Genomic DNA, 25479 nt, shown 5'->3' on the forward strand with positions numbered 1-25479 from the left:
GCCACAAGCCGCAAGCTAAAAACCAAGAGCTACACCGCACTGCTTTTACTTGCCGCTTGAGGCTTGCAGCTGCCCCACAAAAAAAGCCCGCCAAGGCAAACGCCGTGGCGGGCTTTTTTGTGGGGTGTAGCTTAGTCGATCAGGCCGAAGGTGATCTTGTTCCAGAAGGTGCGGCCGGCTTCCTGGCCACCGACGCGAATTTCGCGGGGCAGGGCGTCAACGGCGTCTTGGTATTGGCGTTCCATCTCGCGCTCCATCTGGGTTTTGGCCATGCGGGGCGGCGGAGCAGTCACGGCGTCGATCACCCCAACCGAGGTCGCCTCCAGCCAGTCCAGATCGGCTTCGGCCGGCTCGACGTGGTGCTTGAACTTGCCGTCGACCAGGGCGGGATGCTCGGGGTAATTGAGCTGCAGGGTCTGCAATGCGCTGTCGGCCAGGTCATACATGGCCAGGCGGTCGTAGCCTGCCACCATCAGCGCCAGGCCATCGCCCACGGCCGGTGTCTGCTGGAAATTCTCGACAATGTAGCGACCGCGGTTGGCGGCGGCCAGATAGGCGCCACGCTTGAGGTAGTAGTGGCCAACGTTGACGTCATAGGCCGCCAGCAGGTTGCGCAGATAGACCATGCGCGCACGGGCGTCCGGGGCGTATTGGCTGTTGGGGTAGCGATTGATCAGCTGAGCGAAGTCGTTGAACGAGTCGCGCGCAGCACCCGGGTCGCGACGGGTCATGTCCAGCGGCAGGAAGCGTTCGATAATCCCGCGGTCACGGTTGAATGACGCCAGGCCGCGGATGTAGTAGGCGTAGTCGACGTTCGGGTGAGTCGGATGCAGACGGATGAAGCGGTCAGCCGATGCGGTGGCGGCTTCGGCCTCGACGTTCTGATAGTAGGCGTAAATCAGTTCGAGCTGAGCCTGGTCGGCGTAGCGGCCGAAGGGATAGCGAGCTTCCAGCGCGCGCAGGGTCTCGATGGCGGCGCCGTAGTTTTTGGCGTCCAGGTCTACCTGTGCCTTGCGGTACAGCTCAGACTCGCTGAGCGACTCGTCAATGACTGGGGCGTTAGAGGAGCACGCGGCCAGCAGTGCCAGTGCGCCGACCAGCAGCAGATGTTTCAGCGACATATCATGACATCCGAATGGGCGGGTCGCGCTGTTTCCAGTGCGGCCGTCCTGTTATAGTTTGGGGCTTCTACAGCCTCGTCCGGACTCTCCGGACAGGCCGTATTTAACCACAGCGCCCGGTTGAATCCAAAAAGCGATTGCGGCCATTGCCAGCGCCTTCTGTCCCCAGCGAGTTCCCTCATGTCAGATCGTATTCGTTTGTCCGCACAGGTCAGCCCGGAGTCGGGTGGTCAACGCCTTGACCAGGTCGCGGCGCAATTGTTCCCGGACTTTTCGCGCTCACGCCTGCAGGGCTGGATCAAGGACGGCAGCCTGCTGGTTGATGGTGAACGCAAGCGTACTCGCGATAGCGTTTACGGTGGCGAGGAGCTGACCCTGGATGCCGAGCGGGAAGTGCAGGGCGAGTGGCAGCCCGAGGCGATCGAGCTGGACATTTTGTATGAAGACAGCGCCCTGCTGGTGATCAACAAGCCGGCGGGTCTGGTGGTGCACCCGGCGGCGGGACACCAGGACGGTACGCTGCTTAATGCACTGCTGCACCATTGCCCGGAGCTGGCCAAGGTCCCGCGTGCGGGCATCGTGCACCGCCTGGATAAAGACACTACCGGCCTGATGGTGGTCGCCAAGACCATCGAGTCGCAGACCGATCTGGTGGCCCAGCTGCAGGCGCGCACGGTCAGTCGCGAGTATGAGTGCGTGGTGACCGGTGTGATGACGGCTGGGGGCAAGGTGGATCAGCCGATTGCTCGGCACGGCACCCAGCGCCAGAAGATGGCGGTGGTCGCCGGCGGCAAGCAGGCGATCAGTCACTACCGCGTGATCAACCGCTTCCGCGCCCATACCCACGTCAAGGTCAAGCTGGAAACCGGGCGCACGCACCAGATTCGCGTGCATATGAGCTATATCCACTTTCCGCTGGTCGGCGATCCGGTGTACGGCGGGCGTCTGCGCATCCCGCCGGGTGCCAGCCCTGAACTGATCAAGGAGCTGCGCGAGTTTCCGCGTCAGGCGCTGCACGCTCGCCGTCTTGAGCTGGAGCATCCCGACGATGGCCGTCACATGAGCTGGCAGGTGCCGCTACCTGCGGACATGCAGTATCTGCTGGCGCTGCTGCGCGAGGATGGTGAGATCGGCGAATGAGCATGCTGTGGATGAGCGCCGAGTGGCCTGCGCCAGCGCACGTGCGCACCTGTATCACCACGCGCCGTGGCGGCTGCAGCCAGGGCGTGTGGAAAGGATTCAACCTGGGTGACCATGTGGGCGATGTCCCCGCCCATGTTGCTGCCAACCGCGCCGAGCTGGAGCGGGTGCTGGGGTGTCAGCCCGCCTGGTTGACCCAGGTGCATGGCACTGAGGTATGCAAGGCCGACCCGACGCAGGTGCTTGAGGCAGACGCCAGTTGGACCGACCAGCCGGGTATCGCTTGCACCATCATGACCGCCGATTGTTTGCCGGTGCTGTTCACTGATCGCGAGGGCAGTCGCGTCGCGGCTGCTCATGCGGGCTGGCGCGGACTGCTCGACGGTGTGCTGGAGCAGACCGTGCGCCGGCTCGGTGGCTCGGCCAGTGAGCTGCTGGTATGGCTTGGGCCCGCCATCGGTCCTGCTGCCTTTGAGGTAGGGCCAGAGGTGCGTGACGCCTTCATCAAGGCCGATGCCCGGGCCGCGAGCGCCTTTGCTCCGGCCGAGCGCGAAGGGCACTGGTTTGCCGATCTGTATCAACTTGCCCGTCAGCGTCTGGCTGATGTCGGTGTCCGCCAGGTATATGGCGGTGAAGAGTGCACCTGGTCCGATGCGGCGCGGTTCTTTTCCTACCGCCGCGATGGCCAGACCGGACGCTTCGCCTCCCTTATCTGGCTGGAGTCGCCAGTCGCCGGCTAAAAGGCGACAAAAAATTGACCCTAATCATCATGGGGTCACTTGAAAGCGCAATAATCGACCTCATAACTGTGTCATCGTAGATGAATACGCCCGCTTCGAACTGTTCGGTCGGGCTTCAGATTAGAGGACTTTTACTCATGCGCATTGACCGTATGACCAGCAAGCTCCAAGTCGCCCTGTCCGACGCCCAGTCTATGGCGGTCGGCCGCGATCACGCTCAGATTGACCCACTGCACCTGTTGCTGGCGCTGATTGAGCAGCAGCACGGCTCGGTCAAGCCGCTGCTGATGCAGGTGGGCTTTGACATTGCCGCCCTGCGCGCCTCCTTGGGCGAGGCGCTGGAGCGCTTGCCCACTGTCAGCAACCCGACCGGCGACGTCAGCCTGTCGCAGGAGCTGGCGCGCCTGCTGAATCAGGCCGACCGCCTGGCACAGAAGCAGGGCGACCAGTTTATTTCCAGTGAGCTGGTGCTGCTCGCGGCGATGGATGACAACACCACCGCCGGCAAGCTGCTGCTGGGGCAGGGCGTGTCCAAAAAAGCGCTGGAAAACGCCATCAACAACCTGCGCGGCGGTGAGTCGGTCAACGACCCGAACGCCGAGGAATCCCGTCAGGCGCTGGACAAGTACACCGTGGATCTGACCAAGCGCGCCGAAGAGGGCAAGCTGGATCCGGTGATCGGCCGTGACGATGAAATTCGCCGCACCGTACAGGTGCTGCAGCGTCGTACCAAGAACAACCCGGTGTTGATCGGTGAGCCCGGCGTCGGCAAGACCGCCATCGTTGAAGGTCTGGCCCAGCGCATCGTCAACGGTGAAGTGCCGGATGGCCTGAAAGACAAGCGCCTGCTGTCACTGGATATGGGGTCGCTGATTGCCGGTGCCAAGTTCCGTGGCGAGTTTGAAGAGCGCCTGAAGGCGGTGCTGAACGAACTGTCCAAGCAGGAAGGCCGCGTCATTCTGTTTATCGACGAGCTGCATACCATGGTTGGCGCCGGCAAGGCCGAAGGCTCCATGGATGCGGGTAACATGCTCAAGCCGGCGTTGGCGCGCGGTGAGCTGCACTGCGTCGGCGCAACCACGCTGGACGAATACCGTCAGTACATTGAAAAGGATGCCGCGCTGGAGCGCCGCTTCCAGAAGGTGCTGGTCGACGAGCCCTCTGAAGAAGATACCATCGCCATTCTGCGTGGGCTGAAAGAGCGCTACGAGGTGCACCACAAGATCACCATTACCGACGGCGCGATTATTGCTGCCGCCAAGCTGTCGCATCGCTACATCACCGACCGTCAGTTGCCGGATAAGGCGATTGACCTGATCGACGAGGCGGCCAGCCGTATCCGCATGGAGATCGATTCCAAGCCTGAGGCGCTGGATCGCCTGGAGCGTCGCCTGATTCAGCTCAAGGTGGAGCGTGAAGCACTGAAAAAAGAAGACGACGACGCGGCGCTCAAGCGGCTGGAGAAATTGAAGGAAGAAATTGCCCGGGTTGAGCGCGAATACGCCGATCTGGAGGAAATCTGGAAGGCGGAAAAGGCCGACGTGCAGGGCTCGGCGCAGATTCAGGAGAAGATCGAGCAGGCCAAGGCGGAGCTGGAGCAAGCCCGCCGCAAGGGTGACCTGAACCGCATGGCCGAGTTGCAGTATGGCGTTATTCCGGACCTGGAGCGCAGTCAGCAGATGGCCGAGCAGCACACCAAGCCGGAGAACCAGTTGTTGCGCAACAAGGTGACCGACGAGGAAATCGCCGAGGTGGTCTCCAAGTGGACCGGGATTCCTGTGTCCAAGATGCTCGAAGGTGAGCGCGACAAGCTGCTGCGTATGGAAGACGCGCTGCACAAGCGCGTGATCGGCCAGCATGAGGCCGTGGTAGCGGTCTCCAACGCGGTGCGTCGCTCCCGTGCGGGACTGGCGGACCCGAACCGCCCCAGTGGCTCGTTCATGTTTCTTGGTCCGACCGGTGTCGGTAAAACCGAATTGTGCAAGGCGCTGGCCGAGTTCCTGTTCGATACCGAAGAGGCCATGGTGCGGATCGACATGTCCGAGTTCATGGAGAAGCATTCGGTCGCTCGTCTGATCGGCGCGCCTCCGGGCTACGTTGGCTACGAGGAGGGTGGTTATCTGACCGAGGCGGTACGCCGTAAGCCGTATTCGGTGATCCTGATGGATGAGGTCGAAAAGGCGCATCCGGATGTGTTCAACGTGCTGCTGCAGGTGCTGGAAGACGGCCGTCTGACCGACAGCCAGGGCCGCACTGTTGACTTCCGCAACACCGTGGTGGTGATGACCTCCAACCTGGGCTCAGCGCAGATTCAGGAGCTGGTCGGCGATCGCGAAGCGCAGCATGCGGCGGTCATGGATGCTCTGACCCAGCACTTCCGTCCGGAGTTTATCAACCGGGTCGATGAGGTGGTGGTGTTCGAGCCACTCGGCAGGGACCAGATCGCCGGTATCGCCGAGATCCAGCTCAGCCGCCTGCGTCAGCGTCTGGCCGAGCGCGATCTGGATCTGCAGCTCAGTGACGAGGCGCTGGAGAAACTGGTCGCGGTCGGTTACGACCCGGTCTACGGTGCACGGCCGCTCAAGCGGGCACTGCAGCGCTGGATCGAAAACCCGCTGGCCCAGCGTATTCTGGCTGGTGACTTTGCCCCGGGCGTGACCATTCACGCGAAGGTCGAGAGCGACGAGTTTGTGTTTACGGCCTGATTGATATTGCGGCGATGAGAACCCCGCACGGGAAACCGTGCGGGGTTTTTTGTTGGTGTGCGGATGTCGGCAGGTTGGGGTGGAGGACGGGAGGGTTATCCCTCGCCGTAGGGCCACGACATGTCGTGGCCGGAACGCATGTCCCACGCCCGGCCACAGTTCGCTTCCCCGCGGACAAGCCTACGGCATTCTCCGCCCTGCGGTGTGCCGCTGATGTTGAGGTGATGTAGGGCGGAGAAGCGCGCAGCGTTCTCCGCCGGGGTGTTACAGCAACATCGTCCGAATATCCCCCAGCAACTCGCCCAGACGCCTGGTGAACTGCGCGGCCGCTGCGCCGTTGATGGCGCGGTGGTCGTAGGAGAGGGACAACGGCAGCATTAGCTGTGGCTGGAAGCTCGCACCATCCCAGACCGGCTGCATGGTCGCCTTGGAGACCCCAAGAATCGCCACTTCCGGGCTGTTGACGATCGGCGTGAAGTAGGTGCCGCCGATGTGGCCCAGGCTGGAGATGGTGAAGCAGGCCCCCTGCATGGCGTCGGCTCCGAGCTTCTTGTTGCGCGCCTTGTCGGCCAGTTCGGCCGCTTCCGCTGCCAGCTGCAGCAGGCTCTTCTTGTCGACATCACGGATCACCGGCACCAGCAGGCCGTCCGGGGTGTCGACGGCAAAGCCGATATGCACGTATTTCTTCTGGATCAGTTGCTTGCCGTTGCCGGCCAGCGCGACGTTGAAGTTCGGCTGCTCACGCAGCAGATGAGCACAGGCCTTGAGCAGGAAGGGCAGCACGGTCAGCTTGACGCCAGCCTTCTCGGCAGCCGCCTTCTGGTCCTTGCGGAAGGCTTCCAGCGCGCTGATGTCGGCCAGGTCGAACTGGGTGACATGCGGCACGTTGAGCCAGCTGCGGTGCAGGTTGCTGGCGCCGACCTGCTGCAGGCGGGTCATGTCGACGGTTTCGATATCGCCAAACCGCGAGAAGTCGACCTCCGGCACCGGCGGGATACCGCTGCCACCGGTGGCGCCGGCGGGCGCTGCCTTGCGTTGCTGCATGACGGCTTGCACGTGTTTCTGCACGTCTTCCTTGAGGATGCGATCACGCGGGCCGGTGGGCTTGACGTCGGTCAGGTCGATACCAAACTCGCGAGCCAGCATCCGTACCGCCGGACCGGCGTGTACCTCGGCGCCTTCGCGGCTGGGGCCACCGACGGGCGGCGGGCTGGCCGGCTCTTCGCTGGCCTTGCTGCTGGTTGCAGCGGGCGCCTCGCTTTTGGCTTCTGCGCTCGGAGCGGCCTGCGGCTGAGCATCCTGCTTGGCCGAGCTGTCGCCGCCCTTGACCTGCATGTGCATGATCACGTCGCCGGTCTTGACGTCCTGCTCCAGCTTGATGTCGATCGACTCGATCACGCCGGAGAAGGGTGCGGGCAGCTCCATGCTGGCTTTGTCCGACTCCAGCACCAGCAGCGACTGATCGGCTGCGACCTGATCGCCCTTGCTGACCAGAATTTCGATCACGCGTGCACTGTCGGTACCCAGATCCGGGACCTTGACGGCTTCGCTGCGGCTGCTGGCGCTGGCGGCAGGCTTGCTGTCTTCGGCTTTCGGCTCGGGCTTCTGCTCAGCCTTGGGCGCGGTTTCGGCAGGTTTTTCATTGCTGTCTGCCTGCTTGGGTTGTGCGTCGCCCTCGACTTCCAGTTCGATCAGCGGGTCGCCCTCTTTCAGGCTGTCGCCCAGCTTGAATTTGATCGACGTGACCTTGCCTGCCTTGGGCGAGGGGATTTCCATGCTGGCCTTGTCGGACTCGACAACAGCCAGCGATTGTTCAGCTTCGACCTGATCGCCTTCCTTGACCAGAATTTCAATGACCTCGCCTTCACCGCCGAGGTCGGGCACCTTGATGAGTTCACTCATGGGGTTCTCCTCAGCAGTCCAGCGGGTTGGTTTTGGCGGGGTCGATACCGAATGCCTTGAGTGCGTCGGTCAGCACCTTGGGCTTCAGCTTGCCTTGCTCCACCAACGCGCTGAGCGCGGTATAGGCAACCCAATGGCGGTCCACCTCGAAGAACTGACGCAGCTTGCGACGGCTGTCGCTGCGACCGAAGCCGTCGGTGCCCAGCACCTTGTATGGTGCAGGAACCCACTGGCGAATCTGGTCGGCGTACAGCTTCATGTAGTCGGTCGCGGCGATGACCGGACCCTGCCGCTTGTCCAGGCACTGCTCGACGAAGCTGGCCTTGGGCTTGCGGGTCGGGTGCAGGCGGTTGTCGCGCTCGACTGCCAGACCGTCGCGGCGCAGTTCGTTGAAGCTGGTAACGCTCCAGATGTCGGCGCTGACGCCAAAGTCTTCCTTGAGAATGGCGGCGGCTTCGCGCACTTCGCGCAAAATGGTGCCGGAACCCATTAGTTGCACGTGCAGCTCGCCCGGCTTGCCGGTGGAGTCCAGCAGATACATGCCGCGCATGATGCCGTCTTCCACGTCCTTACCTTTAGGCATGGCCGGTTGGGCGTAGGCTTCGTTCATGACGGTCAGGTAGTAGTAGACGTTCTCCTGCTCTTCCATCATGCGGCGTGAGCCTTCGCGGATGATCACCGCCAGCTCGTAGCCGTAGGTCGGGTCGTAGCTGCGGCAGTTCGGAATGGTTGACGCCAGCAGGTGGCTGTGACCGTCCTCGTGCTGCAGGCCTTCACCGTTCAGGGTGGTGCGGCCGGCGGTGCCGCCGATCAAGAAGCCCTTGGCGCGGCTGTCGCCGGCGGCCCAGGCCAGATCGCCGATACGCTGGAAGCCGAACATCGAATAGAAGATGTAGAACGGCAGCATCGGCTGGTTGTGCGTGCTGTAGGCCGTGCCGGCCGCAATCCAGCTGGACATGGCGCCAGCCTCGTTGATGCCTTCCTCGAGGATCTGGCCTTTCTTGTCCTCGCGGTAGAACATCACCTGGTCCTTGTCGACCGGCTCGTACAGCTGGCCGACTGAGGAGTAGATGCCGAGCTGGCGGAACATGCCTTCCATACCAAAGGTGCGGGCTTCGTCCGGCACGATCGGTACGATGCGCGGGCCGAGTTCCTTGTCCTTGACCATCTGCGACAGGATGCGCACGAAGGCCATGGTGGTGGAGATCTCGCGGTCGCCGGTACCGTCCAGAATGGCTTTCAGGGTGTCCAGCGGTGGCACCGGAACCCGGGCGCTCTCGACGCGGCGCTGGGGCATGTAACCTCCCAGTGCTTCGCGGCGCGCGTGCAGATATTTGTACTCGGCGCTGCCTTCTTCGGGTTTGTAGAAGGGCAGTTTCTCCAGCTCGTCATCGTTGACCGGAATGTCGAAGCGATCGCGGAATTTCTTCAGGCTGTCGATATCGACTTTCTTGGTGTTGTGCGCGGTGTTTTGGCCTTGGCCGGCGCCGGTGCCGTACCCTTTGATGGTCTTGGCCAGAATGACCGACGGCTGGCCTTGGTGATTGACCGCGTCGTGATAGGCCGCGTAGACCTTGTATGGGTCGTGGCCGCCTCGGTTGAGCTTCCAGATTTCCTCGTCGGAGAGATCCTTGACCATCTCCTGCAGCTCCGGACGGGTGCCGAAGAAGTGCTCGCGCACGAATGCACCGTCTTTGGCCTTGTAGTTCTGGTAGTCGCCGTCCACGGCTTCTTCCATGCGCTGTTGCAGCAGGCCGTTGTCGTCTTTGGCAAACAGCGGGTCCCACATGCGGCCCCAGATCACCTTGATGACGTTCCAGTCGGCACCGCGGAAGCTGCCTTCCAGCTCCTGAATGATCTTGCCGTTGCCGCGCACCGGGCCGTCGAGACGCTGCAGGTTGCAGTTGATCACGAAGATCAGGTTGTCCAGCTTCTCGCGACCGGCCAGCGAGATGGCGCCCAGGGTTTCCGGCTCGTCGGTTTCACCGTCGCCAACGAAACACCAGACCTTCTGCTTGCCCGGCTCGATAAAGCCGCGGTGCTCCAGGTACTTCATGAAGCGCGCCTGGTAGATGGCCTGAATCGGGCCCAGGCCCATGGAGACGGTCGGGAACTGCCAGAAGTCGGGCATCAGCCAGGGGTGCGGGTAGGACGACAGGCCCTTACCGTCGACCTCCTGGCGGAAGTTTTCCATCTGCTCTTCGCTGATGCGACCTTCGAGGAAGGCGCGGGCGTAGATGCCGGGCGAAGCGTGCCCCTGGAAGAACACCAGGTCACCGCCGTGCTCGTCGGTTGGTGCCTTGAAGAAGTAGTTGAAGCCGATGTCGTACAGGGTGGCGCTGGAGGCAAAAGTCGAAATGTGGCCACCCAGGTCCGGGTCCTGCTGGTTGGTACGCATGACCATGGCCAGCGCATTCCAGCGCACCATCGAGCGGATGCGGCGTTCCATGAACAGGTCGCCGGGCATGCGTGCTTCGTGGGTGACGGGGATGGTATTGCGATACGGCGTGGTGATGGCGTAGGGCAGCGGGGTGCCGGTGCGGCTGGCCAGTTCACTCAGGCGGGTCATCAGGTAGTGCGCGCGGTCTTCGCCTTCGTTGTCGAGTACGGACTCCAGCGCGTCGAGCCATTCCTGCGTTTCAAGCGGATCAATATCGTCTTGCTTCATTATGGTCTCCAGACCTTGTGGGCCTTGCAGATGCTGGAAGCTGCCATGTGCGTGCGGTCTGCAACGCGCCACAGCCTGCGCTTGCCAAACACCTGTGGGTGTTGTGACACATCGGGGTAAGATTGGTTCTGTAGTTTTACTACATAAAGGCATCTTAATCTAGTCCGTCCAAGGTCTAATATGTAGCAACACTACATTTAGACCGATCAGTCAGGGTTCTTGCTTTTCCCTTTCCGGTCAGCATGGCAAGCTGCGGTTTCGGTTCATGAACAGGATAGACCATGCCCTCCACACTGCCTCCGTTGCCCGCATTACTCGAAACGCTCCGTGATCACCATCTTGAGCAGTGGACTGCGGCGCTGGAGCAGGCCGCCTTGTCCATGCGGCGCGCCGAATTGGGCGAGCGTTTCGAGCAGGAGCTGGCGCTGGTGCTGGCTGCCAGCGACTACGTTGCCGAGCAGTTGCGCCGTGACCCGGAGCTGGCTTGGCGGCTGCTCGCCGATGAGCGGCTTTGGCGTCCGCTGGCTGACGGCGAGTTGCGCAGTCTGCTGCAGCAGGCATTGGGTGACGTGGCCACTGAGGAGCAGTTGGCGCAGGTGCTGCGTCGGTTCCGCCAATGGCAGCAGGTGCGGATCATTTGGCGCGACGTACTCAAGCTGGCGCCGTTGCAGGAAACCACCCGTGACCTGTCGGATATGGCAGACGCCTGCATCGATGAGGCCTATCAGTGGCTGTATGGCCAGTGCTGCAGCAGTCTCGGCGAGCCGCGCAGTCGGGACGGCGTGCCGCAGCATATGGTGGTGCTGGGTATGGGCAAGCTGGGTGCGGTGGAGTTGAATCTGTCCTCGGACATCGACCTGATCTTCGCCTATCCAGAGGCCGGTGAGACCGGGGGCGGGCGCCGCAGCCTGTCGAATCAGGAATTTTTCATTCGCCTCGGGCAAAAGCTGATCAAGGCGCTGGATGCGCCGACGGTCGATGGCTTTGTGTTTCGCGTTGACATGCGCCTGCGCCCTTACGGTGACAGCGGTGCACTGGTGTTCAGCTTTGATGCGCTGGAGCAGTACTACCAGAGCCAGGGGCGCGACTGGGAACGCTACGCCATGATCAAGGCGCGCGTGGTGGCCGGCGATCAGCAGGCGGGGGCCGAGCTGCTGGCGATGCTGCGGCCCTTCGTTTATCGCCGTTACCTGGATTTTGCTGCCATTGATGCGTTGCGCAATCTCAAGCAGATGATTCAGCGTGAGGTGCAGCGCAAGGGCCTGCAGGACAACGTCAAGCTGGGCTCAGGCGGGATTCGCGAGGTTGAGTTTATCGGCCAGGCCTTCCAGCTGATTCACGGCGGGCGTGACCGTAGCTTGCAGCAGCGCCCCATCCTGGGGGTGCTGCACACCTTGGGTGCGAACGGGTACTTGCCGGAGGCGGCGGTACAGGAGTTGGCACAGGCCTATTGCTTCTTGCGCGATACCGAACACGCGCTGCAGGCAGTGGATGACCGGCAAACGCAAATGCTGCCGATTGATGCCCAAGGGCAGGCGCGTATTGCCTGGATGCTTGGGTTTGCCGACTGGGATGCGTTCCGTGCTCGCCTGGATGCCGAGCGTACCTGTGTAGCTGGCCACTTTGCCGGCGTGATCGCCGACCCGGATGAAGATGAGGCGGACCTGCAGTCGCCCCAGGCGGACTGGGTGCCGCTGTGGGATGGCACGCTGGAGGCCGCGCAGGCGCTTGAACAGCTGGTTGCCGGCGGTTTTGCCGATCCGACGTCGGCCTGGCAGCGGCTGCAGGGGCTGCACGCGTCGCCGCGCCTGAAGGCCATGCAGCGGGCTGGTCGCGAACGACTGGATATCTTCATGCCGCGCCTGCTGGCGATGGCGGCGGAGCAGGACAATCCCGACCTGGCGCTGGAGCGCGTGCTGCCTCTGGTCGAGGCGGTAGCGCGGCGCTCGGCCTATCTGGTGCTGCTGACGGAAAATCCGGGTGCTTTGCGCGAGCTGCTGGTGCTCTGCGCCGCGAGCCCCTGGATTGCCGAACAGATCGCTCGCTACCCGGTGGTGCTGGATGAACTGCTCAATGCCGGGCGTCTGTACCGCCCGCCGGAGGCCAATGAGCTGGCTGATGAGCTACGTCAGCATCTGCTGCGCATTCCGGAGGATGATCTTGAGCAGCAAATGGAAACGCTGCGTTACTTCAAACGTGCCCATGTGCTGCGTATCGCCGCCTCCGAGATTGCGGGTACGCTACCGTTGATGAAGGTGAGTGATTATCTGACCTGGGTCGCTGAAGCGATTCTGCAGCAAGTGTTGCTGTTGGCCTGGCGCGAAATGGTCGCCCGCCACGGTCGACCGGCCCGGGCTGACGGCTCGCGCTGCGAGCTGGATTTCATTGTGGTGGGCTACGGCAAGGTGGGCGGCATCGAGCTGGGCCACGGTTCGGATCTGGATCTGGTGTTCATTCACGACGGTGATCCGCAGCGTGATACCGACGGCGACAAGCCGATCGAGGGCAGCAAGTTCTTCACGCGTCTGGGGCAGCGCATTATTCACATGCTTAACACGCAGACCGTTTCGGGCGCGCTGTACGAGGTTGATATGCGGCTGCGTCCCTCGGGCGACTCGGGCTTGCTGGTCAGTTCGCTGGCGTCCTTCTCGCGCTATCAACGTGAAGAGGCCTGGACCTGGGAGCATCAGGCACTGGTGCGCGCCCGGGCGCTGGTGGGGTGCGAGCAGCTGGCGGCGCGTTTTGATGCGTTGCGCGCCCAGGTACTGGGGCGGGAGCGCGATGAACAGGCGCTGGCCCGTGAGGTGTGTGATATGCGCCAGAAGATGCGCGACAACCTGGGCACGGCGGCGACGCGCGCCGGCAGCACCGAGCAGGCTTATACTGCTGCTCAGCTGTTTGATCTCAAGCAGGACCTAGGTGGTATCGTCGACATCGAATTTATGGTGCAATATGCGGTTCTGGCCTGGTCGTGCCGGTACCCCGAATTACTGCGCTTTACCGATAACATCAGGATTCTTGATGAGCTGCAAAACGCCGGTTTGATCGCCGGTGAGGATGTCATCAGCCTGCAGGAGGCTTACAAGGCCTACCGGGCTGCAGCTCATCGCCTGGCTCTACAGAATCAGCCGGGCAAAGTAAGCGGCGACCAGTTTCATGACTTCCGGCACGGGGTCATCAAGCTCTGGCAGCAAGTGTTGCCTCCCCAGCAGTCAACCACCGGATCTCAGGTGTAGTTGGCGCGGGCGCGCTCAGGCAGAAACCAAGAACGCAAGACTGATTGAATAGATACGTATGGAGCTGGCTGCTATGTCGATGGCCGATCGTGATGGTCTAATCTGGTTTGATGGTGAAATGATTCCCTGGCGTGAAGCCAATGTTCATGTGCTCACGCACTCCCTGCACTACGGTATGGGCGTATTCGAAGGCGTGCGCGCCTACAAGACGCCGGATGGCACAGCCATCTTCCGTCTGGATGCGCACACCGACCGCCTGTTCGACTCTGCCCATATCATGGGGATGAAGATTCCCTTTACCAAAGAGCAGCTGAACGAAGCGCAGCGCGCCGTGGTCCGCGAAAACAAGCTGGAAACCGCCTACATCCGCCCGCTGGTGTTCTACGGATCCGAGGGCATGGGTATCCGCGCCGACAATCTGAAAGTGCACGTGGTCATCGCGGCCTGGCATTGGGGCGCCTACATGGGTGAAGAAGCGCTGGAGCGCGGCATCAAGATCCGCACCAGCTCCTTCACCCGTCACCACGTCAACATCACCATGACCCGCGCCAAGGCCAGCGGTGCCTACATGAACTCCATGCTGGCGCTGCAGGAAGCGGTCTCCGCCGGTGCTGACGAAGCGCTGTTGCTGGACCCGGAGGGCTACGTTGCCGAGGGTTCTGGCGAGAACGTCTTTATCGTCAAAAATGGCACCATCTATACCCCGGAAGTGACTGCCTGCCTGAACGGTATCACCCGCGCGACCGTGCTGGCGCTGGCGTCCCAGTTCAACATCCCGGTGGTCGAGAAGCGCATCACCCGTGATGAAGTCTACATCGCCGACGAGGCCTTCTTCACTGGCACTGCCGCCGAAGTCACGCCGATTCGCGAACTGGATAGCCGCCAGATCGGTGCCGGCCGTCGCGGTCCGATCACTGAAAAACTGCAGAAGGCGTACTTCGATCTGGTCACCGGCCAGACCGCAGAGCACGCCGAATGGCGGACGCTGGTGGGTTGATAGCCGCAAGCGGCAAGCCTCACGCGGCAAGCAGTTGTGCGCCGTTCGGGGTTTGTCGCTTGAAGCTTGAAGCTTGAAGCTTATGAATATCCTGATTATCGGTCCCAGCTGGGTCGGCGACATGGTGATGGCGCAGACGCTGTTCATCTGCCTGAAGCAGCGACACGGTGCTGACTGCATGATCGATGTGCTGGCGCCCGACTGGAGCCGGCCAATTCTGGAACGCATGCCTGAGGTACGTCAGGCGCTTAGCTTCCCCCTGGGACATGGCGCGCTTGAGCTGCGTACCCGGCGCAGTATCGGTCAGGGCCTGCGTGGTCAGTATGACCAGGCGATTCTGCTGCCCAATTCCTTGAAGTCTGCACTGGTTCCCTTTTTTGCTGATATTCCGCTGCGCACCGGCTGGCGTGGCGAAATGCGCTACGGCTTGCTGAACGATGTGCGCAAGCTGGACAAGGACGCCTACCCGCTGATGATCGAGCGCTTTATGGCGCTGGCCTATGAGCCGAATATCGAGTTGCCCAAACCCTATCCGCGCCCCGCGCTGCAGATCGATCCTGCGTCGCGTGAGCAGGCCTTGCAGCATTTTGGTCTGGAACGGGATCGGCCGGTGCTGGCGCTGTGTCCCGGCGCCGAGTTTGGCGAGGCCAAGCGCTGGCCGTCCGAGCATTACGCTGCGGTGGCCGATGCGCATATCCGCCAGGGCTGGCAGGTCTGGCTGTTTGGGTCGAAGAAGGATCACGCGGTGGCCGAGCAGATTCGCGGTCGTCTGATTCCGGGCTTGCGCGAGGAGGCGACCAACCTGTGCGGGGACACCAGCCTGGCCCAGGCCATTGATCTGCTGTCCTGCGCCGATGCGGTGGTCAGCAATGATTCCGGGTTGATGCATGTGGCCTCTGCGCTCAATCGTCCGCTGGTCGCCGTATATGGTTCGACCTCGCCCGGTTTTACCCCGCCGCTGGCTGATCGGGTAGAGACCCTGCAGCTGGGACTCGAGTGCAGTCCCTGTTTCGACCGGACCTGCCGCTTTGGCCACTACAACTGCCTGCGTGATCTGATGCCTGCGCAGGTCAACGCGGCGCTGGAACGCCTGGTCGGCAACCCGTTGTCTGATCCTCAGGACGGCTGAAGCGCATGCGCGTTCTGTTGATCAAGACGTCCTCGCTGGGGGACGTCATTCATACTCTTCCGGCGCTGACCGATGCGGCACGTGCCATCCCCGGTATCCGTTTTGACTGGGTGGTGGAGGAGGGCTTTGCCGAGATCCCGGCCTGGCACCCTGCGGTGGATGCCGTTATTCCTGTTGCTATCCGGCGCTGGCGCAAGAAGCCGCTGCAGGCGGTGCGCAGCGGTGAGTGGAGCAACTTCAAGCGCCGCCTGCGCGAGACCCAATACGATCTGGTGATTGATGCCCAGGGGCTGCTCAAGAGTGCCTGGCTGACGCGGTACGCGCGCGCGGAGGTGGTCGGACTGGACAAAAGCTCGGCGCGTGAACCCCTGGCCGCGCGCTTTTATCAGCGCCGCCTCGCGGTTGCCTGGGGCCAGCATGCGGTGGAGCGCACGCGTCAGCTGTTCGGCCAGGCACTGGGTTATACGCCGGCCGAGGGATTGGGCGATTACGGGTTGGATCGCGGTGCGCTGGGCGCTGAGGTCGCAACCACACCCTATGTGGTGCTGCTGCACGGCACCACCTGGGTCACCAAACACTGGCCGGAGCTGTACTGGCGTCAGTTGGCTGAGCAGCTGGTTGCTGCGGGTGTCGAGGTGCGATTGCCCTGGGGCAGTCTGGACGAGCAAGCCCGCGCCTTGCGCATCGCTGAAGGTCTGCAGGGCGCTGTGGTGTTGCCGCGCCTGCCTTTGCGTGACGTCGCCCGGCAACTGGCTGGTGCCAGTGCCTGCGTGGCGGTAGACACGGGGCTCGGGCATCTGGCTGCGGCGCTCGACGTGCCCACCTTGTCGTTGTTCGGTCCGACCAATCCTGGCTTTACCGGTGCCTACGGCGCGGTGCAGCAGCATCTGGCCAGTGACTTTGCTTGTGCACCCTGTTTGCGCAAGCAGTGCAGCTACCAGCCCACACCCGAGGATGCGCGTCGGTTCGACCTGACGCGCGAGCAGCCGCTATGCTTTACCCGTCTGAACCCGGATCGGGTCATGCAGCAATTGCAGCCGTTGCTGCCCAACAAGAGAGTCCTCTGATGCAGCTGGCTTTTGTGCTTTACAAGTATTTTCCCTTTGGCGGGTTGCAGCGAGACTTCATGCGCATCGCCAAGGTCTGCCAAGCGCGCGGCCACGCGATTCGGGTCTACACGCTGATCTGGGAAGGCGATATTCCCGAGGGGTTTGAGGTGCTGGTAGCGCCGGTCAAGGCGCTCAGCAATCACCGCCGTAATGAAAAGTTTACCGCCTGGGTCAAGGCGGATCTGGCCAAGCGCCCGGTTGATCGGCTGGTTGGCTTCAACAAGATGCCGGGGCTGGACGTCTACTACGCCGCCGACCCCTGTTTTGAAGACAAGGCGCAGACTCTGCGCAATCCGCTGTACCGCTTTTCCAGCCGTTATCGTCATTTTGCTGCGTATGAGAAGGCGGTGTTCTCGCCGGCGGTGAATACCCAGATTCTGATGATCTCCGAGGTGCAGCAACCGCTGTTCACCAAGCATTACAAAACCCCGCTGGACCGCTTTCATCTGCTGCCGCCGGGCATTGCACCGGATCGCCGGGCACCTGCTAACGCGGCCGAGATTCGCGCCGAGTTTCGTGCCGAGTTCGGGCTGGCGGACGATGAGTTGCTGTTGGTGCAGATCGGCTCGGGCTTTATCACCAAGGGGGTTGATCGCTCGATTCGTGCGGTAGCGGGCTTGCCGGCCGAGCTGCGGCAGCGCACCAAGTTGATGGTGATTGGTCAGGACGATCCGGGCAGCTTTCAACGGATTGCCCGCTCGCTGGCAGTGGATGATCGCGTGATCTTTATGAAGGGGCGCAGCGACGTGCCCCGGTTTCTGCTTGGCGCTGACCTGCTGATTCACCCCGCTTATAACGAAAATACCGGCACAGTGCTGCTCGAAGCGCTGGTGGCCGGACTACCGGTATTGGTGACGGATGTGTGTGGTTACGCCCACTACATCAGCGAGGCGGACTGCGGTCTGGTGGTTCCCACGCCGTTCAAGCAGAGCCAGCTTGATCAGATGCTGGCGGATATGCTGAACGACGGTGCGCTGCGCAAGGAGTGGCACCTCAATGCCCTGCGCTTTGCTGATCAGGCCGATCTTTACAGCCTGCCGGAGCGCGCTGCTGATGTGATTCTGGGGGAGAGTGCGTGAGTGACACCCTGATTTTGCGTGAACCTTTCCGTAGCCTGTGGGCTGATCGTGATGCATTTGCTGCGGTGGAAGCGCTGCAAGGTGAGGTGTTTCGCGAGCTGGAAGCGCGTCGCACACTGCGCACGGAAGTGTCAGGCAACGGCTATTTCGTCAAGATTCACCGGGGCGTCGGCTGGGGCGAGATTTTCAAGAACTGGTCCACGCTCAAACGCCCGGTGCTGGGCGCAGGCCAGGAGTGGCAAGCCATTCAGGCGCTGACCGCTGCCGGCATCAATACCATGACTGCGGTCGCCTTTGGTGAGCGCGGCAGCAACCCGGCAGCGCAGCACTCGTTCATCATCACCGAAGAATTGGCGCCGACCATCAGCCTGGAGGATTACAGCCGTGACTGGCTGGATAAACCGCCGGCGCCGACCAGCAAATGGGCGCTGATTCGCCGGGTCGCCGAGATGACGGCTGCCATGCACCGGGCGGGGGTCAATCACCGCGACTGCTATATCTGCCACTTTCTGCTGCACACCGACAAGCCGATGAGCGCGCACGACTTCAAGCTGTCGATCATTGATCTGCACCGGGCGCAAGTGCGTGCTCAGGTACCACGCCGCTGGCGCGACAAGGACCTTGCCGGTCTGTACTTTTCTGCGCTTGAAATTGGCCTGACCCGGCGCGACAAACTGCGCTTTTTGAAAGCCTATTTTGCCTCCCCGCTGCGCGACACCTTGCGCCTGGAAGCGCCACTGCTGGCGTTGCTGGAGCGCAAGGCGCAGAAACTGCAGGCGCGTTTCGAGCGTAAGTACGCACCGGGGGCCGGTGAATGAAGCGTTGGACCCTGAACCCCGAGTATGCTACCGGGGAGAGCGGTCGGCTGTTTGCCGATCTGGACACGGTGTTTGGGCTGGAGGGCGAGCTGATCACCTATAGCCCAATCAGCAGTGTGCATAAGGTGTGGGCGGGTGATCGTCATTACTACGTCAAGCGCTACACCGGGAACGGCAAGGGGCTCAAGCAGTATCTGGGCCGTTGGCGAGTGCAGGCGGAGTGGGAGAACCTGTTGCGCTTCCACGCCTGGGGCATACCTTCAGTCCAGGTGGTCGCCTTCGGTCTGGAGCGTCGGTCAGGGCGCTTCGTTCGTGGCGCTCTGGTTACCGAGGACCTGCCTGCTACGCGAGACCTTGCAGACCTTGCCGCGCACGCGGATCTGCGTTTGCGTAAGCTTGACTGGGTAAGGCACGTTTCGCTTCAGGTCGCACGAGCGACGCGCATGATGCACGATCAGGGCTTCACTCATAACGACCTCAAATGGCGTAACCTGCTGGTGGATGACCAGGCGCTGGCTAATGTCTACCTGATCGACTGCCCCGCTGGCAGTTTCTGGTGGGGCCCCATGTTGCGTTATCGCATCATCAAGGACCTGGCCTGCCTGGACAAGCTGGCCAAGCATCACCTCAGTCGTGCTCGACGGCTGGCTTTCTACAAGATGTATCTGGGCAAAGCTCGCCTGGACAGCGAGGACCGCAAGCAACTGCGTGCGATTCTCGCGTTTTTCGAGGGACGAGAATGACCCGCAAGCCCTTTATTGCTGTCAATGCTCACGAAGTACTGCAGCGCCATGGACTCGACTCAATGGACGCATTGTGGGCGCTGCAGCTCGAGGCTGTCGATGCGCCGAACACTGGCAGGGGAGGCTGGAGCAGCGTGCACCGGCTAGAGCTTGAAGACGCCAATGGCACGTTGCAGCCTTTCTACCTGAAACGTCAGGACAACCACTGTACTCGCACGCTGCACAAGCCGTTTGGAGAGCCGACCTTTGCGCGTGAGTTTCGTGCCATTCAGCAATATGCCCGAGAGGGTATACCGGCGCTGGAAGCCGCGTTTTTCGCCGAGCGGCGCGTTGAGGGGCGTGCGCAGGCGGTGCTGCTGACGCGTGCGCTGGACGACTATGCACCGCTGGATGAGTGGTTTGAACGCTGGTGGCAGTTGGCTGCGGCGGACATTCGTATGCTGATCCTGTCAGCCGCCGCGCTGGTGCGTGCGCTGCACAACGCTGATCGCATTCACAACTGCCTGTATCCCAAGCATGTGTTTTTGAAGTTGCACACCGACGGCGCAGGTGCGCGCTTCATTGATCTGGAGAAAACCCGCCGCGCGCTTTTTGGTGAGCGTGACCGGGTTCGCGACCTGGAAACGCTGCACCGTCGCAGCGAAGTGCCTAGCCGCACCCAGCGATTGCGCTTTGTGTTGGCTTACCTGGGCAGGACGCGAGTGGACGCACAGGCCCGTGACCTGATTGCCCGCGTACTGCAGCGCAGTGCCGGCAAAGGGCCTCGCCCATGACGCTGTTGGCCGAGCTGCAGAACGCCGGCCGGGAGCCGCCGCTGCCCTGTCAGGTCGAGCTGCCGCAAGGACCTGCACAGGTACTGCGCTGGCTGCGCGTGCTACCTGGCAAACGGTTGGTGGCCGAGGTCGAGTGCGGCGGACAGCATCGCCTGCTGAAGTTGTACATCGCCTCGGGCGCTGAACGGCATTGCCAGCGCGAGGTGGACGGCTTGCAAGCACTGCAGGCGCAGAGCGTGGCCACGCCGACGCTGCTGGGGCACGGTCAGTTGGGTGGCGGAGGCTGCTACGTCCTGCTCGACTTTCTGGTCGAGGCGCAGAGTCTGCAGCAACGATGGGACGCCCTCGACAGTCGCGCCCCCGGTGATGCCGTCGCCATGGGCTTGCTTGCTCAGGCGCTGGCGCTGGTCGCGTCCATGCATCGGGCAGGTCTGGTTCAGACGGATCTTCATCTGGGTAACTTTTTGCTGCATGAGCAGCAGCTTTACGTCATCGATGGTGATGCCGTAGAGGCGTTGTCGTCGGGCCAGCCGCTGAGTGATGTGCAGGTCGAAGATAACCTGGCGATCCTGCTGGCGCAGCTGGACCCCGAGTGGGACGCGTTGGCCGAGCTGCTGCTGGTGGAGTATCTGCAGCACAACCCGGTAGCGCTTAACCCTGATCGCCTTGCGCGTCAGATGCGAAAGGTGCGTGAGCGCCGGCTTCAGGCCTATCTCGGCAAGACGCTTAGAGACTGTACCGCCTTTGCCGTGCGGCGCAGCTGGCGTCGTTTCTGCGCCGTGGTGCGCGCGGAGCTGGAGAGTATCGGCGCGCTGCTGGCTAACCCTGACGCGGCGTTGGCGGCGCAGCCTTTGCTCAAGGATGGCGGCAGCAGTACGGTTGGGCGTACGGCCGTTCAGGGGCGCGAGCTGGTTATCAAGCGCTACAATATCAAAGGCATTGGCCATTGGCTGAAGCGCTTCTGGCGCCCCTCCCGTGCGTGGCATTCCTGGTTGGCGGCGCATCGCCTGCAGTTTCTGGGTATTGCTACTCCAGCGCCGTTGGCCATGATCGAGCAGCGGTTTGGTCCTTTGCGGCACCGGGCCTGGTTGATTACTGAGTATTGCGCCGGGGTCGACCTGCTGCAGCAACTGGGTGAGGATGGACAGCAGCTGCCTGAGCCGGAGATAGAAAAGGCCTTGTTGGCGTTGTTTGAGCAACTGGTGCAGGCCCGCATCAGCCACGGCGACTTCAAGGCAACCAACCTGCTGTGGTTTGAGGGGCAGGTTTGGCTGATTGATCTGGACGCCATGCAGGCGCATGGCAATGAGCGCAGCTGGCAGCCGGCCTGGCAGCGTGATCGCCAGCGCTTTATTCGCAACTGGCCAGTGGGCAGCCCCTTGGCCTGCTGGCTGGATGAGCGCCTGCCGCACTGTTGATTTTCATTTTTCGTATTGAATAGAAGAGGACTACCGTGGGACTTACCGTATTGGGCCTTTCTGGCGCCCTGAGTCACGACCCCTCCGCCGCGCTTTATATTGACGGCAAGCTGATTGCGGCCGTTGAGGAAGAGCGTTTTGTACGCGATAAGCACGCCAAGAATCGCATGCCCTACGAGTCGGCCAAGTTTTGCCTGGAGCAGGCCGGTATCCAGCCAGCGGATGTCGACATCGTCTGTATTCCCTTCGCTCCAATCAGCCTGTTTAGCAGCAAGGCCCGCTGGCATTACGCCAAGCGTTACTGGTATGCGCCGGATCGTTCGCTGGACGCGATTCTGACCGGTAATCGTCGCTTCAAGCGCTACCGCAAGAAGATTCTCTGGTGCCTGGAGCAGCTCGGCTTCGACGCCAAGAAGGTCCGCCTGGAGCCGGTTGAGCACCACTTGGCGCACGCTTCGAGCGCCTACCACTGCTCGGGTTTCACCGAGAAGACGGCGATCCTGGGGATCGACGGCAAAGGCGAATACGCCACCACCTTCTTCGGCTGGGGGGAAAACGGCAAGATCCACAAGATCAAGGAATTCTACGATCCGGATTCGCTGGGTGGCCTGTACGGCGCGATCACCGAATACCTCGGCTTTGAGATGCTCGACGGCGAGTTCAAGGTCATGGGTATGGCACCCTACGGTGACGCCGCCAAGTACGACTTCTCCCGGCTGGCCAAGTTTGAAAATGGTGAGCTGATCATCAACACCGATTACGCCAACGTTATCGGCTTCCGTCGCTACAAGGAGAAGGGCAAGGGTTACTACTTCTCGCCCAAGCTGATCGAATGGCTGGGGCCCAAGCGTGAGGGTGACATCGCCGACGACCCCTATATTCACTACGCGGCAGCGATGCAGTCGCTGTTCGAGAAGCTGGCGCTGGAGATGATCGATTACTATCTCGGCGATATTCTCAAGGAAACCGGGCGCTTGGCCTTTGCCGGTGGCTGTGCGCTGAACGTCAAACTCAACCAGCGCATCATCGCGCGTCCGGACGTGAAGGAGCTGTTTGTTCAACCGGCCTCTGGCGATGCCGGCACGGCGGTAGGTGCGGCATCTTTCGTCTCGGTCAAGAACGGTGTGCCCGTCGAGAAGATGGAGCATGTCTATCTCGGCCCCTCCTACAGCAATGAAGACATCATTGCCGCCTGTGCGCGTCACCCGAACCAGCCGCAGTGGCAGAAGATCGACGACGTGCCCCAGGAAATCGCCAAGGTACTGGTTGAAGGTAACCCGGTTGCCTGGTTCCAGGGCCGCATGGAGTTCGGTCCGCGCGCCCTGGGTGGCCGTTCGATTATCGGCTGCCCGAGCGTTGCCGGCGTAGCCGACCGTATCAACGAGCAGATCAAGTTCCGCGAGCGCTGGCGTCCGTTCTGCCCGTCCATGCTCGATACCGTGGCGCCGCAGATGCTCAGCGTCGACCATCCGTCGCCGTTCATGACCTTTACCTTTGACGTCAAGGAAGGGTGGGCGGAGCGCGTGCCAGAGGTGGTGCATGAAGACGGCACCGCCCGCGCCCAGGTGCTCAAACGCGACTACAACCCGCGCTACTACGACCTGATGAAAGAACTGGAAGCCATGACGGGTAATGGTGTTGTGCTGAACACCTCGCTCAACCGTCGTGGCGAGCCGATGGTCTGTTCGCCCACCGACGCGCTGAACATGTTTTATGGCTCTGATCTGCAGTTCTTGATCATGGAAGATATTTTGGTGATGAAGGCTAAGGGCGGCGGGCACTGATCAATGGCAGCCGACGGCGTTGTCTACTTTTCCAAAATGTTTCAGGCGGTGCCGCATCTGGCTCAGGTAGCGCGTGCACTGCCCGGCACCTTCGTTTCCAGTCGTACTTCTACGCTCCGTGCCTTCCAGCGCCTGTATCCGGAATTGGAGGTAGCACGGTACTCCAAGCGATTCGGGTTTCTGGTGCGTGGCAACCGCCTGCTAAAGGACGCTGGAGCGATTGTTACCGGTTCGCCCTATGGCAGCTTCCTGAAGCCTTATGCGGCCAAGAAAGGCACCGTATTCCACGGGACCTACATGATGCTCAGCAAGGAGGCGTTGCTGCGTAACAGCCACTTTGACCTGCTGTGCGTCATTGGCCCGCGGATGAAGGGGATGCTCGAGCGCTTCCCCGAGGCCGATCGGCTGAATATTGTCGACACGGGGTTCCTGCCGTTCTGTGAGTATCCAGAGCGGTCGGCGCAACAGCGTGCTGCAGTATTGCAGCGCCTGGGCCTGGATCCGCAGCGACAGACAGTGCTCTACACGTCCAGTCGGCGAGGTTTCGGTTCCTGGCAGCGCGCAGCGGAGCAATTGGTAAACTCTGCTGCGCCGCATTTCAATTTGATCCTGCGTCCCCATCCGAGCCAGTCGCTGACCTCTCGTCGCGTCGACAGGGACAGCTTCAAACGGGTGCGCGCGCTGATTCAGGCGCGAGGCAATGCCTTTCTGGATTTGAGTGAGTGTGCGCTATCCGAAGTGCTGTCAGTCTCGGATCTGGTGGTCTCGGATGCCAACTCGCCCAGCGAGGAGGCGCTGTTCTATGATATTCCGCAACTGATGATAGAAACGCCGGAGTGCTCGCGAGACGTCATACGCCAGATTGGCGAGCGTGAAGCCATGCATCCCGACGACCTGTCGCAGTTGCTGACCCTGTATGATTGCGGACCTAGTCTGTATATCGGTGATCAGACACCGGATTTTTCAACTGTACTGGACAGGGCCCTGTCCGATCAGACTGCCTATGCCGCCCAGCGGGAGCGTTATTTCTCCTGGGTGTTTGGCTCTCGTGATCGCATGGCCAACGAGCGGGTCGCTCGTGCCATCCAAACGCATCTGCTCTGAAGGGGATTCCCATGCTGACCAACAAGACCATTCTCATTACCGGCGGCACTGGCTCGTTCGGCAATACCTTTGTCCCCATGACGCTGGAGCGCTTCAATCCGAAGAAGATCATCATTTTCTCCCGTGACGAAATGAAACAGTGGGACATGGCCAAGAAGTACGAAGGCGATCCACGCCTGCGTTTCTTTATCGGCGATGTACGCGACAAGGACCGTCTATATCGCGCACTGGACGGCGTCGATTACGTGGTCCACGCTGCCGCAACCAAGATTGTGCCCACTGCTGAGTACAACCCCTTCGAGTGCGTGAAGACCAACATCAATGGCGCCATGAACCTGATCGACGCCTGTATCGACAAGGGCGTCAAGGGTGTCGTTGCCCTGTCCACCGACAAGGCCAGCTCGCCGATCAACCTGTACGGTGCAACCAAGCTCGCCTCTGACAAGATGTTCGTGGCGGGTAACTCCTACTCCGGTGAACATGGCACCCGTTTTTCTGTGGTGCGTTACGGCAATGTCATGGGCTCACGCGGCTCGGTTATTCCGTTCTTCATGTCGATCAAGGACAAAGGCGTATTGCCGATCACTGATGAGCGCATGACCCGCTTCATGATCTCCCTGGAAGAGGGTGTCGAGCTGGTGTGGCATGCCTTCGCAGATATGGAGGGTGGCGAAATTTACGTCAAGAAGATCCCTTCCATGAAAGTAACGGATCTGGCGCGCGTAGTTGCTCCCGATGCCCGGCAGGAGGTTATTGGTATTCGTCCCGGCGAGAAGCTGCATGAGCAGATGATCAGTGCCGAAGACGCCTATTACACCTATGAGTACCCCGAGCACTTCAAGATTCTGCCGACCATTCACGAGTGGGCTACCTGTGCCAAGCGGATCAAGGATGGCAAGAAGGTTCCCGAGGGCTTTGTCTACGCCAGTGACAACAACAGCGAGTGGATGAGCGACGCTCAGCTGCAGGAATGGATCGACGCAAACCGCGAAAAGATCGGGAGTATCTGATAG

18 protein-coding genes are annotated in these 25479 nt (G+C 61.6%); 15 read left to right on the forward strand and 3 right to left on the reverse strand.

The features are described 5' to 3' along the window. Positions 1–131 precede the first annotated feature (131 nt). A complete protein-coding gene (locus ASB58_RS02260; RefSeq protein WP_118129204.1) occupies positions 132–1121 on the reverse strand; it encodes an outer membrane protein assembly factor BamD in 990 nt (329 codons plus the stop codon). Positions 1122–1301: 180 nt separating this feature from the next. On the opposite strand from ASB58_RS02260, the gene rluD reads away from it, so the two are divergent. From rluD to clpB, 3 genes are all read left to right on the forward strand, one after another. Next, positions 1302–2261: a 23S rRNA pseudouridine(1911/1915/1917) synthase RluD gene (rluD, locus tag ASB58_RS02265; protein ID WP_118129205.1), complete on the forward strand. Its 960-nt coding sequence runs from the start codon at positions 1302–1304 to the stop codon at positions 2259–2261. Next, a complete protein-coding gene (gene pgeF / locus ASB58_RS02270) occupies positions 2258–3001 on the forward strand; it encodes a peptidoglycan editing factor PgeF (RefSeq protein ID WP_118129206.1) in 744 nt (247 codons plus the stop codon). Before rluD ends, pgeF begins: the two co-directional genes overlap by 4 nt. 137 nt (positions 3002–3138) lie before the next feature. Next, positions 3139–5706, forward strand: coding sequence for an ATP-dependent chaperone ClpB (clpB, locus tag ASB58_RS02275; protein ID WP_118129207.1), 2568 nt, complete (start codon positions 3139–3141; stop codon positions 5704–5706). A 264-nt stretch (positions 5707–5970) separates the two neighbouring features. Here the strand turns inward: clpB and aceF are convergent, their stop codons facing one another. Together aceF and aceE are read right to left on the reverse strand one after the other, a co-directional pair. Next, positions 5971–7608, reverse strand: coding sequence for a dihydrolipoyllysine-residue acetyltransferase (gene aceF, locus ASB58_RS02280; RefSeq protein ID WP_118129208.1), 1638 nt, complete (start codon positions 7606–7608; stop codon positions 5971–5973). Between the two features lie 10 nt (positions 7609–7618). Further along, positions 7619–10276, reverse strand: a complete 2658-nt coding sequence (gene aceE / locus ASB58_RS02285; RefSeq protein WP_118129209.1) for a pyruvate dehydrogenase (acetyl-transferring), homodimeric type — start codon at positions 10274–10276, stop codon at positions 7619–7621. A gap of 281 nt (positions 10277–10557) precedes the next feature. Here aceE and glnE point away from each other — a divergent pair, with 281 nt between their 5' ends. The 12 genes from glnE to pseB all read left to right on the forward strand — a co-directional run bounded on the left by glnE (position 10558) and on the right by pseB (position 25476). After that, positions 10558–13512 carry a bifunctional [glutamate--ammonia ligase]-adenylyl-L-tyrosine phosphorylase/[glutamate--ammonia-ligase] adenylyltransferase gene (glnE, locus tag ASB58_RS02290; protein WP_118129210.1) on the forward strand — a complete coding sequence of 985 codons (2955 nt, stop codon included), beginning with the start codon at positions 10558–10560 and terminating at the stop codon, positions 13510–13512. A 73-nt stretch (positions 13513–13585) separates the two neighbouring features. Next, positions 13586–14509: a branched-chain amino acid transaminase gene (locus ASB58_RS02295; protein WP_096003733.1), complete on the forward strand. Its 924-nt coding sequence runs from the start codon at positions 13586–13588 to the stop codon at positions 14507–14509. Between the two features lie 82 nt (positions 14510–14591). Then, on the forward strand, positions 14592–15638 hold the full coding sequence (gene waaF, locus ASB58_RS02300) for a lipopolysaccharide heptosyltransferase II (RefSeq protein WP_118129211.1): 1047 nt from the start codon (positions 14592–14594) through the stop codon (positions 15636–15638). A gap of 5 nt (positions 15639–15643) precedes the next feature. Continuing rightward, positions 15644–16705, forward strand: a complete 1062-nt coding sequence (waaC, locus tag ASB58_RS02305) for a lipopolysaccharide heptosyltransferase I (RefSeq protein ID WP_096003388.1) — start codon at positions 15644–15646, stop codon at positions 16703–16705. After that, on the forward strand, positions 16705–17826 hold the full coding sequence (locus ASB58_RS02310; RefSeq protein ID WP_118129212.1) for a glycosyltransferase family 4 protein: 1122 nt from the start codon (positions 16705–16707) through the stop codon (positions 17824–17826). Before waaC ends, ASB58_RS02310 begins: the two co-directional genes overlap by 1 nt. Continuing rightward, complete coding sequence (gene rfaP, locus ASB58_RS02315) at positions 17823–18644, forward strand: lipopolysaccharide core heptose(I) kinase RfaP (protein ID WP_118129213.1); 822 nt, start codon at positions 17823–17825, stop codon at positions 18642–18644. Before ASB58_RS02310 ends, rfaP begins: the two co-directional genes overlap by 4 nt. Next, positions 18641–19387 (forward strand): lipopolysaccharide kinase InaA family protein, encoded by a 747-nt coding sequence (locus tag ASB58_RS02320; protein ID WP_096003391.1) that lies wholly within the window; start codon positions 18641–18643, stop codon positions 19385–19387. The genes rfaP and ASB58_RS02320 overlap by 4 nt, the downstream gene beginning before the upstream one ends. Further along, a complete protein-coding gene (locus tag ASB58_RS02325; protein WP_096003392.1) occupies positions 19384–20160 on the forward strand; it encodes a lipopolysaccharide kinase InaA family protein in 777 nt (258 codons plus the stop codon). Before ASB58_RS02320 ends, ASB58_RS02325 begins: the two co-directional genes overlap by 4 nt. After that, positions 20157–21578, forward strand: a complete 1422-nt coding sequence (locus ASB58_RS02330; protein WP_118129214.1) for a lipopolysaccharide kinase InaA family protein — start codon at positions 20157–20159, stop codon at positions 21576–21578. The genes ASB58_RS02325 and ASB58_RS02330 overlap by 4 nt, the downstream gene beginning before the upstream one ends. A gap of 35 nt (positions 21579–21613) precedes the next feature. Continuing rightward, a complete protein-coding gene (locus tag ASB58_RS02335) occupies positions 21614–23362 on the forward strand; it encodes a carbamoyltransferase family protein (RefSeq protein ID WP_096003394.1) in 1749 nt (582 codons plus the stop codon). 3 nt (positions 23363–23365) lie between these two features. Beyond that, the gene (locus tag ASB58_RS02340; protein ID WP_118129215.1) at positions 23366–24466 is read left to right on the forward strand and encodes a CDP-glycerol glycerophosphotransferase family protein; all 1101 of its coding nucleotides are present in this window, start codon (positions 23366–23368) and stop codon (positions 24464–24466) included. An 11-nt stretch (positions 24467–24477) separates the two neighbouring features. Beyond that, positions 24478–25476 carry a UDP-N-acetylglucosamine 4,6-dehydratase (inverting) gene (gene pseB, locus ASB58_RS02345; protein ID WP_118129216.1) on the forward strand — a complete coding sequence of 333 codons (999 nt, stop codon included), beginning with the start codon at positions 24478–24480 and terminating at the stop codon, positions 25474–25476. The last annotated feature ends 3 nt before the right edge of the window (positions 25477–25479 follow it).

This window comes from Pseudomonas abyssi, from assembly GCF_003444685.1.
Taxonomy (GTDB): domain Bacteria; phylum Pseudomonadota; class Gammaproteobacteria; order Pseudomonadales; family Pseudomonadaceae; genus Halopseudomonas; species Halopseudomonas abyssi.

Bases quoted from the DNA above. Each gene is read 5' to 3' on its own strand.
- ASB58_RS02260 (WP_118129204.1), bottom strand. From the start codon at position 1,121: ATGTCGCTGAAACATCTGCTGCTGGTCGGCGCACTGGCACTGCTGGCC.
- rluD (WP_118129205.1), top strand. From the start codon at position 1,302: ATGTCAGATCGTATTCGTTTGTCCGCACAGGTCAGCCCGGAGTCGGGT.
- pgeF (WP_118129206.1), top strand. From the start codon at position 2,258: ATGAGCATGCTGTGGATGAGCGCCGAGTGGCCTGCGCCAGCGCACGTG.
- clpB (WP_118129207.1), top strand. From the start codon at position 3,139: ATGCGCATTGACCGTATGACCAGCAAGCTCCAAGTCGCCCTGTCCGAC.
- aceF (WP_118129208.1), bottom strand. From the start codon at position 7,608: ATGAGTGAACTCATCAAGGTGCCCGACCTCGGCGGTGAAGGCGAGGTC.
- aceE (WP_118129209.1), bottom strand. From the start codon at position 10,276: ATGAAGCAAGACGATATTGATCCGCTTGAAACGCAGGAATGGCTCGAC.
- glnE (WP_118129210.1), top strand. From the start codon at position 10,558: ATGCCCTCCACACTGCCTCCGTTGCCCGCATTACTCGAAACGCTCCGT.
- ASB58_RS02295 (WP_096003733.1), top strand. From the start codon at position 13,586: ATGTCGATGGCCGATCGTGATGGTCTAATCTGGTTTGATGGTGAAATG.
- waaF (WP_118129211.1), top strand. From the start codon at position 14,592: ATGAATATCCTGATTATCGGTCCCAGCTGGGTCGGCGACATGGTGATG.
- waaC (WP_096003388.1), top strand. From the start codon at position 15,644: ATGCGCGTTCTGTTGATCAAGACGTCCTCGCTGGGGGACGTCATTCAT.
- ASB58_RS02310 (WP_118129212.1), top strand. From the start codon at position 16,705: ATGCAGCTGGCTTTTGTGCTTTACAAGTATTTTCCCTTTGGCGGGTTG.
- ASB58_RS02320 (WP_096003391.1), top strand. From the start codon at position 18,641: ATGAAGCGTTGGACCCTGAACCCCGAGTATGCTACCGGGGAGAGCGGT.
- ASB58_RS02325 (WP_096003392.1), top strand. From the start codon at position 19,384: ATGACCCGCAAGCCCTTTATTGCTGTCAATGCTCACGAAGTACTGCAG.
- ASB58_RS02330 (WP_118129214.1), top strand. From the start codon at position 20,157: ATGACGCTGTTGGCCGAGCTGCAGAACGCCGGCCGGGAGCCGCCGCTG.
- ASB58_RS02340 (WP_118129215.1), top strand. From the start codon at position 23,366: ATGGCAGCCGACGGCGTTGTCTACTTTTCCAAAATGTTTCAGGCGGTG.
- pseB (WP_118129216.1), top strand. From the start codon at position 24,478: ATGCTGACCAACAAGACCATTCTCATTACCGGCGGCACTGGCTCGTTC.